Source organism: Ancylobacter terrae (assembly GCF_045108345.1).
In the GTDB taxonomy this organism is placed as follows: Bacteria; Pseudomonadota; Alphaproteobacteria; order Rhizobiales; family Xanthobacteraceae; genus Ancylobacter.
The window spans coordinates 2,016,180-2,032,644 of sequence record NZ_JBJGXH010000001.1 but is presented as its reverse complement, the minus strand read 5'-3'; the positions used below and the strand labels follow the sequence as shown (position 1 = coordinate 2,032,644).

16 protein-coding genes are annotated in these 16,465 nt (G+C 68.1%); 12 read left to right on the top strand and 4 right to left on the bottom strand.

Translation table 11 applies throughout. The features are described from left to right. Positions 1-28 precede the first annotated feature (28 nt). The 4 genes from ACEUEL_RS09680 to ACEUEL_RS09665 all read left to right on the top strand — a co-directional run bounded on the left by ACEUEL_RS09680 (position 29) and on the right by ACEUEL_RS09665 (position 6,632). Positions 29-2,359, top strand: coding sequence for a Tex family protein (locus ACEUEL_RS09680; protein ID WP_405704304.1), 2,331 nt, complete (start codon positions 29-31; stop codon positions 2,357-2,359). Positions 2,360-2,539: 180 nt separating this feature from the next. Then, a complete protein-coding gene (locus tag ACEUEL_RS09675; protein ID WP_405704302.1) occupies positions 2,540-3,655 on the top strand; it encodes an HlyD family secretion protein in 1,116 nt (371 codons plus the stop codon). Further along, a complete protein-coding gene (locus ACEUEL_RS09670) occupies positions 3,636-5,234 on the top strand; it encodes an MFS transporter (protein WP_405704300.1) in 1,599 nt (532 codons plus the stop codon). The genes ACEUEL_RS09675 and ACEUEL_RS09670 overlap by 20 nt, the downstream gene beginning before the upstream one ends. Positions 5,235-5,387: 153 nt before the next feature. Continuing rightward, complete coding sequence (locus tag ACEUEL_RS09665) at positions 5,388-6,632, top strand: cupin domain-containing protein (RefSeq protein WP_405706690.1); 1,245 nt, start codon at positions 5,388-5,390, stop codon at positions 6,630-6,632. Positions 6,633-6,722: 90 nt separating this feature from the next. Here the strand turns inward: ACEUEL_RS09665 and msrB are convergent, their stop codons facing one another. Beyond that, on the bottom strand, positions 6,723-7,130 hold the full coding sequence (gene msrB, locus ACEUEL_RS09660; protein WP_405704299.1) for a peptide-methionine (R)-S-oxide reductase MsrB: 408 nt from the start codon (positions 7,128-7,130) through the stop codon (positions 6,723-6,725). Between the two features lie 125 nt (positions 7,131-7,255). On the opposite strand from msrB, the gene ACEUEL_RS09655 reads away from it, so the two are divergent. Genes ACEUEL_RS09655 through ACEUEL_RS09645 form a run of 3 tightly spaced genes read left to right on the top strand, consistent with a single transcriptional unit; the run spans position 7,256 to position 10,119 of the window. Beyond that, a complete protein-coding gene (locus tag ACEUEL_RS09655; RefSeq protein WP_405704297.1) occupies positions 7,256-8,065 on the top strand; it encodes a DUF72 domain-containing protein in 810 nt (269 codons plus the stop codon). A 35-nt stretch (positions 8,066-8,100) separates the two neighbouring features. After that, positions 8,101-8,448, top strand: coding sequence for an ArsC family reductase (locus tag ACEUEL_RS09650; RefSeq protein WP_405704295.1), 348 nt, complete (start codon positions 8,101-8,103; stop codon positions 8,446-8,448). A gap of 60 nt (positions 8,449-8,508) precedes the next feature. After that, entirely contained in the window at positions 8,509-10,119 is a 1,611-nt protein-coding gene (locus ACEUEL_RS09645) for a peptide chain release factor 3 (protein ID WP_405704294.1), read from the top strand. On the opposite strand, the gene ACEUEL_RS09640 is transcribed toward ACEUEL_RS09645, so the two are convergent. The 3 genes from ACEUEL_RS09640 to ACEUEL_RS09630 form a co-directional block, all read right to left on the bottom strand. After that, positions 10,091-11,272 carry a GGDEF domain-containing protein gene (locus ACEUEL_RS09640; protein WP_405704292.1) on the bottom strand — a complete coding sequence of 394 codons (1,182 nt, stop codon included), beginning with the start codon at positions 11,270-11,272 and terminating at the stop codon, positions 10,091-10,093. The genes ACEUEL_RS09645 and ACEUEL_RS09640 overlap by 29 nt on opposite strands. A 181-nt stretch (positions 11,273-11,453) precedes the next feature. Then, positions 11,454-11,789 (bottom strand): SH3 domain-containing protein, encoded by a 336-nt coding sequence (locus ACEUEL_RS09635; RefSeq protein WP_405704290.1) that lies wholly within the window; start codon positions 11,787-11,789, stop codon positions 11,454-11,456. A gap of 18 nt (positions 11,790-11,807) precedes the next feature. Continuing rightward, entirely contained in the window at positions 11,808-12,230 is a 423-nt protein-coding gene (locus ACEUEL_RS09630; protein WP_405704289.1) for a L,D-transpeptidase, read from the bottom strand. A gap of 249 nt (positions 12,231-12,479) precedes the next feature. Between ACEUEL_RS09630 and ACEUEL_RS09625 the strand changes: the two genes are divergently transcribed. The 5 genes from ACEUEL_RS09625 (at position 12,480) to der (ending at position 16,418) form a co-directional block, all read left to right on the top strand. Then, positions 12,480-13,055: an NnrU family protein gene (locus ACEUEL_RS09625; protein ID WP_405704287.1), complete on the top strand. Its 576-nt coding sequence runs from the start codon at positions 12,480-12,482 to the stop codon at positions 13,053-13,055. 17 nt (positions 13,056-13,072) lie between these two features. Further along, positions 13,073-13,894: a 3-methyl-2-oxobutanoate hydroxymethyltransferase gene (gene panB / locus ACEUEL_RS09620; RefSeq protein WP_405704286.1), complete on the top strand. Its 822-nt coding sequence runs from the start codon at positions 13,073-13,075 to the stop codon at positions 13,892-13,894. A gap of 110 nt (positions 13,895-14,004) precedes the next feature. Then, positions 14,005-14,682: a tetratricopeptide repeat protein gene (locus ACEUEL_RS09615; RefSeq protein WP_405704284.1), complete on the top strand. Its 678-nt coding sequence runs from the start codon at positions 14,005-14,007 to the stop codon at positions 14,680-14,682. 10 nt (positions 14,683-14,692) lie between these two features. Continuing rightward, entirely contained in the window at positions 14,693-14,947 is a 255-nt protein-coding gene (locus ACEUEL_RS09610) for a hypothetical protein (protein ID WP_405704283.1), read from the top strand. Positions 14,948-15,029: 82 nt separating this feature from the next. Further along, the gene (der, locus tag ACEUEL_RS09605) at positions 15,030-16,418 is read left to right on the top strand and encodes a ribosome biogenesis GTPase Der (protein ID WP_405704281.1); all 1,389 of its coding nucleotides are present in this window, start codon (positions 15,030-15,032) and stop codon (positions 16,416-16,418) included. The last annotated feature ends 47 nt before the right edge of the window (positions 16,419-16,465 follow it).

Sequence of the window (16,465 nt, the reverse complement as noted above, 5' to 3'; positions counted from 1 at the left end):
CGGCCCTTTGACAGAATCCGGAACGCGCATGACCATCCGCACGACCGAGACCGCCACCCGCATCGCCCAGACCATTGCCGCCGATGTCGGCGCGCGCCTGCCGCAGGTGGCGGCGGCGATCGCCCTGCTGGACGAGGGGGCGACCGTGCCCTTCATTGCCCGCTACCGGAAGGAAGTGACGGGTGGGCTCGACGACGGGCAATTGCGGCGCCTGTCGGAACGCCTCGTCTATCTCCGCGAGCTGGAAGCCCGGCGCGAGGCGATCCTCGGCTCGATCCGCGAACAGGGCAAGCTGACGCCGGCACTGGAAGGGGGGATCGCGGCGGCGGCAACCAAGGCGGAGCTGGAGGACATCTACCTGCCCTTCAAGCCCAAGCGTCGTACCAAGGCGCAGATTGCCCGCGAGAAGGGACTGGGCGCGCTGGCCGAAGCGATCCTGGCCGATCGTGCCGCCGTCCCCGCGACCCTTGCGGCGGCCCATGTCGGCGCCGAGGTGGCGGATGTAAAGGCCGCGCTCGAAGGCGCGCGCGACATCATCGCCGAGCAGTTTGCCGAGAATGCCGAACTGGTCGGCCGGCTGCGCGGCTACATGCAGGAACGTGCCTTGCTGCATGCCCGCGTCATCGAGGGCAAGCAGGAAGCGGGTGCCAAGTTTTCCGATTATTTCGACCATTCCGAGCGGTGGTCGGGCGTGCCGAGCCATCGTGCCCTGGCCATGCTGCGCGGGCGAAACGAGGAAGTGCTGGCGCTCGATCTCGAGATCGATGCCGACGACACGTCGCGGATCAAGCCGGTGGTGCGGACGATCGCCGACGCGTATCGGATCGGCGGGCAACTGCCGGGCGACGTGTGGCTCATGGAGGTGGCGGACTGGACATGGCGGGTGAAGCTGTCGCTGCACCTGTCGCTCGACCTGATGGGCACGCTGCGCGAGCGCGCCGAGGAAGAGGCGATCCGGGTCTTTGCCCGCAACCTAAAAGACCTGCTGCTCGCGGCGCCGGCCGGCTCGCGCGCCACCATGGGGCTCGATCCCGGCATCCGCACGGGTGTGAAAGTCGCTGTAGTGGACGGCACTGGAAAAGTGCTGGCCACGAGCACGGTCTATCCGTTCCCGCCCCGGAACGACGTGCGCGGCACTCAGGTCGAACTGGCGAACCTGATCCGCACCCACAAGGTCGAACTGGTCGCGATCGGCAACGGCACCGGCAGCCGCGAAACCGAGGCGCTGGTCGCCGCGATGCTCGCCGACATGCCGGCACCGAAGCCGCTGAAGGTCATCGTCTCGGAGGCCGGCGCCTCGGTCTACTCCGCCTCCGAAGTGGCGGCGGCCGAATTTCCCGGCCTGGACGTTTCATTGCGTGGCGCCGTCTCCATCGCCCGGCGGCTCCAGGATCCGCTGGCGGAACTCGTGAAGATCGAGCCGAAGTCGATCGGCGTGGGTCAATACCAGCACGATGTCGATCAGCATCGCCTGGCCCGCGCCCTGGATGCCGTGGTCGAGGACGCGGTGAACGCGGTCGGCGTTGATCTCAACACCGCCTCCGCGTCGCTTCTGGCACGCGTGTCGGGTCTCGGCACGGCGCTCGCGGAAGCCATCGTGGCACACCGCAATGCCAACGGCCCCTTCGCCAACCGCCGGCAACTGCTCGATGTCAGCCGGCTCGGTCCGCGCGCCTTCGAGCAATGCGCGGGGTTCCTGCGTATTCCCGACGGCGCGGAGCCGCTCGATGCGTCGGCAGTCCATCCCGAGGCTTATGGCGTCGCCCGAAAGATCATCGCGTCATGCGGGCGCGATGTGCGCGCGCTGATGGCGGACGGTGCCGCGCTCAAGGCGCTCGACCCGCGCCTGTTCGTCGACGAGCGCTTCGGCCTGCCGACGGTACGTGACATCCTCGCCGAGCTGGAAAAGCCCGGTCGCGATCCGCGTCCCGCGTTCCGTACCGCGACCTTCGCCGAGGGTATCGACGACATCAAGGACCTGAAGCCGGGCATGCTGCTGGAAGGGACGGTGACCAATGTCGCCGCTTTCGGCGCTTTCGTCGACATCGGCGTCCATCAGGATGGGCTGGTGCATGTCTCCCAACTCGCCGACCGCTTCGTCAAGGATGCCCACGAGGTGGTGAAGGCGGGTGATGTCGTGAAGGTGCGGGTGGTCGAGGTTGATCTGAAGCGCAAGCGCATTGGCCTCACCATGCGCAAGGATGGCGCCGGTGGAGGGCAGGGCCGCGGCGAGGCGCCGTCCGCACCGTCGAAAAATGCCGGGCGCCCCGACGGCGGCAAGGGACGTGAGCGCGCGTCGACCGCGCCGCCGCAGGGAGCCTTCGGAGCCGCGCTGGCGGAGGCGCTCAAGCGCCGATGATGGCGACGGAACGGGGCGCCGGCCAAACCAAGGTATGGCTGCGCCACACCCAATAAGAGGAGCGTCAAACCGCCGTACAATGGTGCCCCCCGCCGCCCCGGCTATCCTTGTTCCATACCAGAACAGGGGCAGGGACGGCGGAGGAAGGGCTGACGCCGGGCCTGCCGGGGAGCCCGCGCCATGTCGCTTGTCGAGCCGGCCAATAGCTATGTCGCTGCCCAGCCCGCGTCGCCGGGTAGAGCGCTGTCGAGAAGTCTGAAGCGGCTTGCCATACCCGCGGCGGCGATCACCGCCGTCCTTGGCCTGATCGCTGTCGCCGACAGTCGGTGGGACGGCTGGATGGGCGCCGCGGCGGTTCAGGAAACCGACGACGCCTATGTCGAAGCCGATGTGTCCGTTCTGAGCGCCCGTGTCAGCGGCAATGTACTGAGCGTGCACGTCGACGATTTTCAGCAGGTGAAGGCGGGCGATGTGCTCGTCGATATCGACCCCTCCGACTATATCGCCGCCGAGCACGCCGCCGAGGCCGCGGTCGCCGCCGCCCGCGCGGCGCTCGACAACCTCGCCAATCAGGAAGCGCTCCAGCGCGCTCTGGTGCAGCAGGCCTCCGCTCAGCACGACTCCGCGATCGCCTCCCAGACATTTGCCCTGCAGGAGCGCAACCGTCAGCAGACGCTGGTGGACGGCGGCATCGCCGGCACCGAGCAGCGACTGCAACAGGCCGTGGCCGCCTACGGACAGGCGGTCGCCGCGGTTGCCGCCAGCGTCGCGACGATCGAGGCGCAGAAGCGGCAGCTCGATGTGCTTGTGGGGCAGGAAGGCACCCTCAGGGCGAATCTCGAGGCCGCGCAGGCCAATCTGGCGACGGCGAAGCTCAAGCTCGGCTATACCAAGGTTGTCGCCCCCTTCGATGGTGTGGTCAGCCGGCGGCGTGTCCAGCCGGCCGACTATGTGAATGTCGGCACAGACCTGATCGCAGTCGTTCCGGTGCCGAACGTCTACGTCATCGCGAATTTCAAGGAAACGCAGCTGACCCGGGTCGCCACGGATCAGCCGGTCGACATCACCGTGGATACCTTCCCCGGCCAGATCCTGCACGGCCATGTCGGCCGCCTGTCGCCCGCGAGCGGCGCAGTGTTCGCGCTGCTTCCTCCCGACAACGCGACGGGGAATTTCACCAAGGTGGTCCAGCGGATACCCGTGCGGATCGAACTCGAAGCCGGTCAGGCGCTCACCGCGCACTTGCGGGCGGGCATGTCGGTGGAGGCACGGATCCATGTCGATGGCCAGCGCTGAACCCGCCCCCGCCGCCACCGGCGAAGCCGCCGGACAGGTGCGACCCATATTTGCCGTCAGTGCATTGCTGCTGGGCTCGTTTCTCGTCGGCTTCGACACCCGCCTCTTCACCATCGGCCTGCCGGATCTGCGCGGCGCCTATGGCCTCAGTTTCGATCAGGGTGCGTGGCTGAACACCTTCGCCACCGCACCGCAAATCCTGATCGCGCCAGCCGTTGCGTGGCTGGCCGCGACCTTCGGCGTCCGCCGCGTGCTGTTCTGGCCGAGCCTCGCCTATGCGGGCATCTCGTTCGTGCTGCCGCAGGTGCGGGAGTGGGAGGTGCTGGTGCTGCTGCACGCGCTGCGCGGGCTGCTGCTCGGCGTGTTCATCCCCGCTACCATCATGATCATCTTCCGCACGCTGCCGCAGCGCTGGTGGATCTGGGCGCTGGGCGTCTACGCCTTCCGGCTCGCGTTCTCGCTGAATACCGGCCCCCTGCTGATCGGTCTCTACGACACGCATGTCGGATGGGAATGGATCTACTGGCAGGACATGATCCTCGCCCCGCTCATCGGCATCCTGGTCTCGCTGGGTACGCCGCTCCAGAAGGTCGATGTCGGCCTGTTGGAGCGCGCCGACTGGGGCGGCATGGCGCTGCTCGGCACGGGGTGGGCGCTCATCTATGCCGGCCTCGATCAGGGCAATCGGCTCGACTGGTTCCAGTCCGGCTTGATCACCTGCCTGATCGCGGGCGGCGCCATCCTCGTTGTCGGCTTCGCCATCAACGAGCGGCTGGTCGAGCATCCCTGGGCCAGCCACCGGGTCATCGCCAGCCGCAACGTTATCCTCAGCTTCATGATCATCCTCGCCTACACGGCGACCGGCCTGTCGAACTCGCAGCTGATACCGGGCTTCCTCACCACGGTCGCCGGACTGCGTCCTGAGCAGATCGGCCTGCCGATCTTCCTGACCGGCGCATTGCCGTTGATCGTCACGGTTCCGCTCGCCGTCATCCTGCTGCGCCGGATCGACGCCCGCCTGGTCATCCTGTTCGGCTTCATCGCCTTCGCCATCAGCGCGTGGATGGGAACCAATCTCAGCCCCGTCTGGGCGCCGTGGGACTTTGCGCCGATGTCGCTGGTCCAGTCGGTCGGGCAAGGCTTCACGCTGCTGGCAGCCATCGTCTTCATCCTCTCGAACTCCGATCCCAAGCAGTCGACGGCAGTGGCGGCCTATGTGCAGGTGCTGCGCCTTGGCGGTGCGGAGACGGCCACGACCGTGATGGCGACGTTTCTGCGCCACCGCGAGCAACTTCATTCCTATCTGCTCGGGTTGCATGTGCCCGCCGGAGGCGCCCACACGGACGACGCCGTCGGACGACTGACCGGCCTGTTCGCGGCCGACGGCGCGTCCGGCGCCCTGGCGCTGGGGCGTGCGCTCGGCACGCTCAAAGGAATGGTGGCCGAGCAGGCCAGTGTGCTCGCCTATATCGACGGTTTCCAGGTGACCTGCTGGATCGCGCTCGTCGGTCTCGTCCTCGTCGCTCTTCTACGGGCTGCCCCCGCCGGGCCGCTCGTCCCGCCGGACTCCGCGCGCTGACCCGCGCCAGATACCCGCAAGGCTACGAATTCGCACGACATTCGTCCCCGAAAGACCACGGCCTCGCCGGGGCGCATGCTCCATCCGTCCTGCTCCATCCGTCCTCGTCAACGGCACCGGGCGAAGCACCCGGACACCCAAGGAGATCGCACCATGGAAGATCTGTCCCGACGCTCCCTTCTGGCCCTTGGTGCCCTCGGCGGCGCCGTGGTGGCCAGTGCCGGCGCGCACGCCGCCAGCTTCGGCAATCCCGACCAGCCGCCGCAGGGTGCGATCAACGCGACCCCGGGCGCGCTGTCGGAGCCGGGGCCGCGGAACCCCACGCTGGAGCAGCAACTGCCGTCGTTCCAGAATCCGCCGGCGACGGATATCGGCAACATGCCGATGAACTGGTCGTCCTTCAACATCATGCCGAAGCGCGTGCAGAACGGCGGCTGGGCACGCCAGCTCACCGCCACCGAATTCCCCGCCTCCAAGGAGGTCTCGGGCGTCAATATGCGCCTCGGGCCGGGCGGCATCCGCGAGATGCACTGGCACCTCGCCGGCGAGTGGGCGCTGATGACCAACGGCCGCTGCCGTATCACGACGCTGGACCAGCTCGGCCGGGCATACGTTCAGGACGTCGGTGCCGGTGATCTCTGGTTCTTCCCTGCCGGCTGCCCGCATTCGCTGCAGGGGCTCGAGGAGGGCTGCGAGTTCCTCATCGTTTTCGACGACGCTTACCAGTCCGAGTACAACACCCTGTTGCTGACCGACTGGATCGCTCATACGCCGCCCGAGGTCCTGGCTCAGAACTTCGGTGTGCCGGCGGAGACGTTCAAGAATATCCCGCTGCACGATCTCTGGATCTTTCAGGGCAAGCTGCCCGGGCCCCTGGCCGCCGACCAGGCGGCAGTCGCCTCGGGCGGCAGCCCGCCGGAGCCCTTCACCTTCTCGCTCGGCGCGAGCAAACCGGTGAAGGAAACCTCGTCCGGAAGCGTCCGGCTCGCCGACAGCCACATCTTCAAGGCGTCGACGACCATCGCCGCGGCGATCGAGACCATCAAGCCGGGCGCCCTGCGCCGCATGCACTGGCATCCCAATGCCGACGAATGGCAATACTGGATGAAGGGGCAAGGCCGGATGACCGTGTTCAACGCCGGCCCGCGCGCCCAGACCATCGATTTCAAGCCCGGCGACGTCGGTGTCGTTCCGAAGAGCCAGGGGCACTACATCCAGAACACCGGCAGCGAGGACATCGAAATGCTGGTCATCTTCAAGGCGCCGGAATACCAGGAAGTCGACCTGGCCGATTGGCTCACCCACGCGCCACCGGATCTGGTCGCGCAGCACCTCAACATCGACCCGGCCGCCATCGCGCGGTTCCCGAAGGACCAGATCGGCTTCCAGCCCGGCTGAGCGCTTGGCTGCGTGCCTACGCCCGCCCGACAAAAAAGGCCGCCACCCCTCAGGTGACGGCCTTTCATCATGGTCAGCTCGGCCGGCGGATCAGCCCTTGGGCACGAATTTCAGCGCGACGCCGTTGATGCAGTAGCGCAGATAGGTCGGCGGCGGACCGTCGTCGAACACATGGCCGAGATGGCTGCCGCAGGTGGCGCAGTGCACCTCGGTGCGCACCATGCCATGGCTGCGGTCGACGGTGGTCTCGACCGATCCCTCGACCGGCTCGTTGAAGCTCGGCCAGCCGGTGCCGCTCTCGAATTTCACTTTTCCTTCGAATAGCGGGCTGTCGCAGCCGGCGCATTCGAAGGTGCCGGGGCGCTTCTCGCGCAGCAGCGAGCAGCTTCCCGGCGGCTCGGTGCCGTGGCCGCGCATGATCCGGTATTGCTCGGGGGTCAGCAGCGCGCGCCACTCGGCGTCGGTCCGGGTAACGCGATAGGCTGTGCTCGTCGTCATGGGCGGCGCCTCCTCTGGCCTTGGCGGGAACCCGCGCGCGGCGGATGATCGCCGCCAATATGGGGATTGCTACCACCTGTCGTCAGGGGGCAGCCTCCGGTCCGGACCGAAACGGGGATTCGATCATGCCGAACACGAGCAAGGGACGCATCCGCATCGGCGTCGGCGGCTGGACCTACGAGCCCTGGCGCGGCGCCTTCTATCCCGACGGGCTGGCGCAGAAGCGCGAACTGGAATACGCGGCGGGCAAGCTCACGGCGATCGAGATCAATGGCACCTATTACGGCTCGCAGAAGCCGGAGAGCTTCGCCAAGTGGCACGCGGAGACGCCGGATGATTTCGTCTTCACGCTGAAGGGGCCCCGCTTCACCACGAACCGGCGCGTGCTGGCCGAGGCGGGCGAATCCATCGACCGTTTCTTCGCCAGCGGCGTGCTTGAGCTGAAGGAGAAGCTCGGTCCGATCAACTGGCAGTTCATGGGCACGAAGAAATTCGACCCGGCCGATTTCGAGGCGTTCCTGAAGCGCCTGCCCAAGAGCATCGAGGGCCGCACGATGCGCCACGCCGTCGAGGTCCGGCACGACAGCTTCCGCGCTCCCGATTTCGTCGCGCTGGCGCGCGAGCACGGCGTCGCCATCCTCATCGCGGCCGATGGCGAGCATCCCCAGATCGCCGACCTCACGGCGCCGTTTGTCTACGCCCGCATCATGGGCACCACGGAGGGGGAGGCGGCGGGCTACGCGCCGGCCGAGCTCGACGCCTGGGCCGAGCGTGCGAAGACCTGGGCGGCCGGCGGGGCGCCGGAGGGGCTCGCCTATGCCGGCGACGCAGGGCAGGGGATGAATGACGCCCGGGACGTCTTCCTCTTCGTCATCAGCGGGCACAAGGTGCGCAATCCCGCGGCTGCGATGGCGCTGATCGAACGGGTGAAGTAGCTCCAGCCGAGGCGGTTCCGCCCCGAGGTGTTTGCATGAGCGTGACGATCTACGGCATCAAGAACTGCGACACGATGAAGAAGGCGCGTACCTGGCTGGACGGCCATGGCGTCGCCTATGCCTTCCACGACTACAAAGCGGCAGGCATCGAGCCGGCCCGTCTCGCCGGCTGGGCGAAGCAGGTCGGGTGGGAGACGCTGCTCAACCGCGCCGGCACGACCTTCCGCAAGCTCGACGAGGCGGACAAGGCCGGCATCGACGAGGCGAAGGCGCTGGCGCTGATGGCGGCGCAACCTTCTCTGATCAAGCGCCCGGTGCTCGACATCGACGGAAAGCTGCTGGTCGGCTTCAGGCCGGAGACCTATGCGAGCACGTTCGGCTGAGATCGCGACCGGGCGCGCCGGCCCTTGATCTTGGCCGGCTTCCCTGCCACATCCGCGACCATGGACGCACTCACCGATACGCCCCAGTCGCCGATCGCCCGCGAGGTCGCGCGCCGGCGCACTTTTGCGATCATCTCGCATCCGGACGCGGGCAAGACCACGTTGACCGAAAAGCTGCTGCTGTTCGGCGGCGCGATCCAGCTCGCGGGGCAGGTGAGGGCAAAGAAGGACCGCCGCTCCACCCGTTCCGACTGGATGGCGATCGAGCGCGAGCGCGGGATTTCGGTCGCTACCTCGGTGATGACCTTCGAGTTCGGCGGCCACGTCTTCAACCTGCTCGACACGCCGGGCCACGAGGACTTCTCCGAGGACACCTATCGCACGCTGACCGCGGTCGACGCGGCGGTGATGGTGATCGACGGCGCCAAGGGCATCGAGTCGCGCACCCGCAAGCTGCTGGAAGTGTGCCGGCTGCGCGACATCCCGATCCTCACCTTCATCAACAAGATGGACCGCGAGACCCGCGAGCCGCTCGACCTGCTCGACGAGATCGAGAAGACGCTGGCGCTCGACACCACGCCGATGACCTGGCCGGTGGGGCGCGGGCGCGATTTCGTCGGCACCATGGACATTGCCAGCGGTGGCATGCGCCTGCTCGACGGCGATGAAGGCAAGACCGGGCCGCTGCGCCAAATGAGCATGGCCGAGATCGCCGCTCTCAATCCCAGCTTGAACGAAGCCGAGCTCGACGAGGAGCTGACGCTGGTCCGCGAGGGCAGCAACCCGTTCGACCTCCAGTCCTTTCTCGAGGGTCACCTCACCCCGGTTTTCTTCGGCTCGGCGCTGCGCAATTTCGGCGTCGGCGACCTGCTGGAGGGGCTCGGTCGGTTCGCGCCGCCCCCGCGCGACCAGGATGCCGACACCCGTCGGGTGGAGGCGGACGAGCCACGCATGTCCGCCTTCGTCTTCAAGATCCAGGCGAACATGGATCCCAATCACCGCGACCGCATCGCCTTCGCGCGGCTGTGCTCGGGCAAGCTGACGCGCGGCATGAAGGCCAAGCTGGTGCGCACCGGCAAGCAGATGAGCCTCGCCACGCCGCAGTTCTTCTTCGCGCAGGACCGCCAGCTCGCCGAGGAAGCCTATGCCGGCGACGTCGTCGGCATCCCCAACCACGGCAACCTGCGCATCGGCGACACGCTGACCGAGGGCGAGGAGCTGAAATTCGTCGGCGTGCCTTCGTTTGCCCCGGAAATCCTGCGGCGGGTGAAGCTCTCCGACGCGATGAAGGCGAAGAAGCTGAAGCAGGCATTGCAGGAGATGGCGGAAGAGGGTGTGGTGCAGGTGTTCCGCCCCACCGACGGTTCGCCAGCCATCGTCGGCGTGGTCGGCCAGCTCCAGCTCGACGTGCTGAAGAACCGGATGGAGGCCGAATATGGCCTGGAGATCGGCTTCGACATGTCCGAGTTCCAGCTCGCCCGCTGGGTCTCGTCCGCGGATCGCAAGCGGCTGGACGAATTCGCCGGCGCCAACCGGTCCGGCACCGCCGAGGACCTCGACGGCGACCTCGTGTTCCTCGCCTCGTCCGCCTTCATGGTCGGCTATACCGCCGACCGCTGGCCCGGCATCGTCTTTACCGACATCAAGGACGTGAAAAAGACCGCAGCTTGACGCCGGCATCGGCCGCCAGCCGCAGCCCGGTGGTGGCGATGCGGTCGCGCCCGCCGTGCTTGGCCTGGTAGAGCGCCTCGTCGGCAGCGCTCAACACGCTCTGGAAGCTCGCCCCGAACATCTCACTGAAGGCGACGCCGGCGCAGGCCGAGCACTCCAGCCCGTGCTCGCGGCGGGTCGCCGCGGCGAAACCGGCGCGCACCCGCTCGGCGTGCCGCAGCGCCGTCTCCATGCTCGCGCGCGGCACCACCAGCACGAATTCCTCGCCCCCGAGCCGGGCCGCGCACATCCCCTCGCCGAGTTCTTCGCGCAGCGCCCGCGCGAACCGGGCGATGACGTCGTCGCCGATGCTGTGGCCGTGCGCGTCGTTGATGCGCTTGAAGTGGTCGATGTCGAACACGATGACCGCGAAATTCTCCTGCATCGGCCCGGTGCCGAACCGGTCGAACAGCGCGCGCCGGTTCAGCAGCCCGGTGAGCGGGTCGGTCATCGCCTCGTGCTTGTGGATGCGGGCCAGCCGGGTCTGGTTGAGCGCCAGCGACATCGCCCCGATGCCCGCCACGCCGACGATGACGGCGACGAGGTTCAGATCCTCGGCCCAGTTGCTCGGCGGCCCGTCGAGCACGGGCTTTCCCTCGATCGCGAGGGCGATCGCGCACAGCGCGAAGGATAGCGCCACGAACAGGTACAGCCCGGTGATGCCGGCGATCGCGCTCGGCGCCTCGTGGCGGGCCCGCATATATTCGCCGGCGGTCAGCGTGAGCAGCACAGCGGCGGCGAGATTGGCCAGCATGAAGCCGATACCGTCATAGCCGATCGCGAAAGGCGGCAGAGCGATGCCCATCGAGACGACAATGGCGAGCACGATCCGGCGCAGAGGCCGCACGTCGAGCCGGAACTGCCGCGCCGCGCCCAGCAGCGTCGAAAGCCCCGCGAGCAGGGAGGCGAACGCCGCCACGGCGAGCCAGCTTCGCGGGTGCTCGACGTAAAGCCCGTAGGACAGCACATTCGCGACAATCAGCAGCGCCGCCACCGACCAGGTCAGCAGCACGCCGTCCGCGCGGGTCGAGCACCATGTCGCGAACAGGATGGCCGACAGGCACAGCGCCGAGAAGCCGATCGACAGCAGGATCGAGTTGTAGTCGAGCAGCATGAGGAGTGCATCCGGGGGTACGGCGCAGGCGCAGCCTCACCGGGCCAAGCGCCGTACGTTTATACAGGCAAAGGCGGCATTGCCTAAGTCGGCCCGTGGTCGCACTCGGCCACCGGTGCCACCACAACGCCGATGCTGTCTTCCGATAGGAGAAGGGCGGGCGTGGCCCGGCCGCATCGGCTCAGTCCGCTTCCCGCAGGTAGCGCCCGCGCACCCAGCCGGTGAGGCCGCGATAATGCACCTTGCACCATCGATTGGCGGCGGCGGCGTTCTTCTGCGCCGGCGTCATGGCGAGCCACCGCTCGAAGGAGGGCGTGTTGCAGCCGAGATTGGACAAGTCGCGCGCATTGGCCGGCAAGTGCCCGACGACCCGCGCCGAGGTATCTGGCCGGGAACGCACCGTCAGAATCTCGCCGGCCGCGACGCCCTGCACATGCCATCGATCCGGGCCGCCTGCGGTGGCGAAGGCCGGCGATGCCGCCAGAACGGCGAGCACCGCCCATAGGAAGCGACGCATCAAATCCTCCGGTGAGCCTCAGCGCGAGATAACGATACGCGTGTTGCGCGGGCCATAACTCTGTACCAGAGAATAGAGCGCTGCGGCATTACCGGGAGCGAGCCGGATGCAGCCATGTGACGCCGGCCGGCCGAGCTGGTTCAGATAGTTCGTGCCGTGGATCGCGTAGCCGCCCCGGAAGAAGATGGAGTGGGGCATCGGGGAATTGTAATATTTCTTCGAGAAATAGGTCCGGTACATGCGCTGCGGCCGGTAGCTGCCCACCGGAGTACGAAAGCCCTTGCGCGCGGTCGAAACCGCCCAATTGTAGCGCGGGATGCCGTCGATGGAGACCGACATGCGCTGCGACGACAGGTCGACGCGGGCGACCACCTCGGCACTGGCCGGTGTGGCCAGACAGAACAGCGCGGCGCCGACGAACGCCCCGATAATCCCCCTCATTCCCCACCCCCTGCGCTGGCAGCGCAGATCGGCGCGCATGCCGTTGACGTAACGGACCCTGCCACAATCCTGCCATGTCCGGGCGCGCAGCAGAAGCGCTGGCTGATCATATGGTTGAGAGCAGGTGCCGATCTGCAGCCTGCGATCGTCCTCGCGGCAGGGAGGGCTCGTCGTCGCATGGATAGCAGGCTGGAATCGATCTAGCCTCGTGGCACCTTGTCGGTTGACGTCTTTCCACGGAGCACCGCGATGATCCTCATGCTGTTCGGCCTCGCCCTGTTCCTCGGAACACACATCCTCACCACGCGGCGGGACACCCGTGCGGCGCTGATCGCCCGGATCGGGGAGGGGCCCTATAAGGCGCTCTACTCGGTGGTCGCGCTGGCCGGGCTGCTGGCAACCGCCTATGGCTTCGGGGCCTGGCGCGCGGAAGGGCCGGCGCAGCTCTGGTATCCGCCGGTCTGGCTGCGCCATCTCAACAATCTGCTGATGCTCATCGCCTCCATCTGCGCCGTCGCCGCCTATGTGCCGAGCCGCATCCGCGCCAGGCTCAAGCATCCGTTGCTGGTCGCGGTGAAGACCTGGGCGCTGGCGCATCTGCTGGTGAACGGCGATGTCGCCGGCATCACGCTGTTCGGGGCCATTCTCGCCTGGGCGGTATTCGACCGCATCTCCCTGAAGCGCCGCGGCGGGCCGCTTCCGGTTGCGCCGGCCGGCTGGGCCGGGGACGTCGTTGCGGTGGTCGGCGGTCTCGTGCTTTATGCCGCGCTCGCCTTCTATTTCCACCCCTATGTGGTCGGCGTGCCCGTCATGCCTCCGACCTGAATCGCCGAGTGCCCGCCATGTCGATCCAGTCCGCCGTGCGCCGTCTCACCGCCCCGGACATCCGCGCCCGCAAGGGAGGCGAGCCGGTCGTGTCGCTCACCTCCTATCACGCGCACACGGCCCGCCTGGTGGATCCCCATGTCGACTTCATCCTCGTCGGAGATTCGCTCGGCATGGTCATGCACGGCATGGAGACGACCGTTCCGGTGACGGTCGAGATGATGATCCTGCAGGGGCAGGCGGTGATGCGCGGCTCCGCTCACGCTCTCGTCGTGGTGGACCTGCCGTTCGGCTCTTATGAGGCCTCGCCGCAGCAGGCCTTCGCCACCGCCTCGCGCGTGCTGAAGGAAACCGGCGCCGGCGCGATCAAGCTGGAAGGCGGACGGCTGATGGCCGATACCGTTCGCTTCCTGGCCGATCGCGGCGTGCCGGTGATGGGCCATGTCGGGCTGACGCCGCAGTCGATCAACACGCTCGGCTCGTTCAAGGCGCTGGGGCGCGACGAGGCCAGCGCGCAGGCGATATTCGAGGATGCCCGGGCGATCGCCGCGGCCGGCGCCTTCGCCATCGTGCTGGAGGCGATGGCCGAGCCGCTGGCGCGGGCCATCACCGAGGAGGTGGCGTGTCCGACCATCGGCATCGGCGGCTCGGTCGCCTGCGACGGCCAGATCCTGGTGCTGGAGGATATGCTCGGCCTCTCCGACCGGGTGCCCCGTTTCGTGAAGAAATATGCCGATATCGGCCCCTCGATCGGCAAGGCTGTGGCCGATTACGCGGCCGATGTGCGCTCGCGCGCCTTCCCGACCTCCGACCACGTCTATGCCGCCCGCAAGCCCTGACGCCGCATCATTTGCCTTGATAAGGCCGCATGGCTAATTTACCCGGCCCTGCCGGGGCGGTTCGCCCGCCACGGCCGCCTTCCTTGAGCGCCCCCTCGCACGGATTTGAAATGGCCGACATTTTTCACGAGATCGACGAGGATCTGCGCCGGGAGCGGCTGGGCAGGATCTGGAGCCGCTACGGCGCCTATATCATCGGCCTCGCCGTGCTGATCGTCGCCGCGGTCGCCGCCTGGCGGGGTTATGAATGGTATCAGACCCGCGAGGCGCAGGCGTCCGGCGCCCGTTTCGCGGAAGCTCTCGCGCTCTCCGAGGCCGGCAAGCACGCGGAGGCGGAGGCCGCTTTCGCTGCCCTCGGCAAAGATGGCACCAACGGCTACCGCATCCTCGCCCGATTCCGCGCTGCCAATGAGCTCGCGCCCACCGACAAGGCCGCCGCGGTCGCGGCCTATGACGCGCTGGCCGCCGATGGCGGGATCGATCCGCTCGCCCGCGACATCGCGCGGCTGCGGGCCGGCATGCTGCTGGTGGATACCGCGCCGGCGGTGGAAATCGAAAGCCGTCTCAAGGACCTGGACACCCCCACCGGCCCGTTCCGCCACACCGCCCGCGAGCTCATCGCCCTGGCCCAGTACCGTGCTGGCGACCTGGCGGGTGCTGCCAAGACCATCGATGCCGCCCTGGCCGATGCCGAGGCGCCGCCCGGCCTGCGCCAGCGCGCCCAGTTGCTGCAGGCACTGACCTCCGGCGCGGGCATCCTGAATTCGACGCCGCCGGCAACGCAGTAAGGAGGCGGACATGAGGGGAATCGCGCGACGTCTGGCTCTGGTGACGCTCTTCGCCGGCATGGCCCTCGGCACGGCCGGCTGCGAGTCGCTCGACAAGCTCAACCCGTTCGGCGAAAAGGAAAAACCTCTTCCGGGAACGCGCACGCCGGTGTTCCCCGAAGGTGTGCCCGGCGTCGACTACGGCGCCGCGCCGCCGCAGCCGGCGAGCCCGGGCGGCTACGAGCCCGCCGCTCCCGCCCAGCCGGCGGCACCCGCCTCGCGCTGAGCCGAGGCCGGCGGCGGGGCATTGGACGTCGCCGATCTCCGGCGCCGCGTGAGCGGCGGCATTTTCATCGGGCTTTTTTCTCATGACCTTCACCGTCGCCATCATCGGCCGTCCCAATGTCGGCAAGTCGACGCTGTTCAACCGGCTCGTCGGCAAGCGGCTGGCGCTGGTCGACGACCGCCCCGGCGTCACGCGCGACCGCCGCGAGGGCGAGGCGCGGCTGGGTCATCTCGCCTTCCAGGTGGTCGACACGGCCGGCCTCGAGGAGGCAAAAGCCGAGACTCTTGAAGGCCGTATGCGCGCCCAGACGGAGGCGGCGATCGCGGATGCGGACGTGCTCCTGTTCGTGATCGATGCGCGTACCGGTCTGGTGCCGAGCGATCGCGCCTTCGCCGATCTGGTCCGCCGCTCGGGCAAGCACACCATCCTCGTTGCCAACAAGAGCGAGGGGCGGGGCGGCGAGGCGGGCTTCATGGAGGCTTATTCGCTGGGGCTCGGCGAGCCCGTTCCCATCTCCGCCGAGCATGGCGAGGGCATGAGCGACCTGTTCCGTGCGCTGCGTGATTGCTTCCCGGACGATGCCTCCGACGCCGTGGATGATCAGGCCGATGAGGTGGATGATCAGAACGATCAGGCCGATGAGAGCGGCGGCGCCGGCCGTCGTATCCGGGTCGCCGTGCTCGGCCGCCCGAACGCCGGCAAGTCGACCCTGATCAACGCGCTGCTCGGCGAGGACCGCCTGCTGACCGGGCCCGAGGCCGGCATCACCCGCGACTCGATCGCGGTCGATGTCGAGCGGGCAGGGGTGAGCCTCAAGGTGTTCGACACCGCGGGCATGCGGAAGCGCGCCCGGGTCGACGACAAGCTGGAGAAGCTCTCCGTCGCCGACGGGCTGCGCGCCGCCCGCTTCGCCGAGGTGGTCGTCGTCCTCATGGACGCCACCCACCCCTTCGAGGAGCAGGACCTGCGCATCGCCGACCTCGTGGTGCGCGAGGGGCGGGCGCTGGTGCTGGCGATCTCGAAGTCGGACCTCGTCAAGGGCGAGGCCGGCTTCCTCACCCGCATGCGCGAGGAGGCCGACCACTGGCTGCCGCAGGCCAAGGGCATGCCGGTCGTGCTGGTCTCCGGCCTCACCGGCGCCGGCCTCGACCGGCTGGCGCAGGCGGTGGCCTCGGCGCACGAGGTGTGGAACCGGCGCGTGGCCACCAACCCGCTCAACCGCTGGCTCAGCGAGGCCACCGGCGAGCACCCGCCACCGGCGGTCTCGGGCCGCCGTATCAAGCTGCGCTACATCACCCAGCCGAAGAGCCGCCCGCCGAGCTTCGTGCTGTTCTGCTCCCGCGCCGACGCCATCCCCGAGAGCTATCTGCGCTACCTCACCAACGGCCTGCGCGCGACCTTCGACCTGCCCGGCGTCCCGATCCGCATCACGCTGCGCGAGAAGGACAATCCCTACGCCGAGAAGGACTGAGCGGCGCGGCAGGCGTGGCATCCGCGCACGGCCGGGCTCCATCAGGG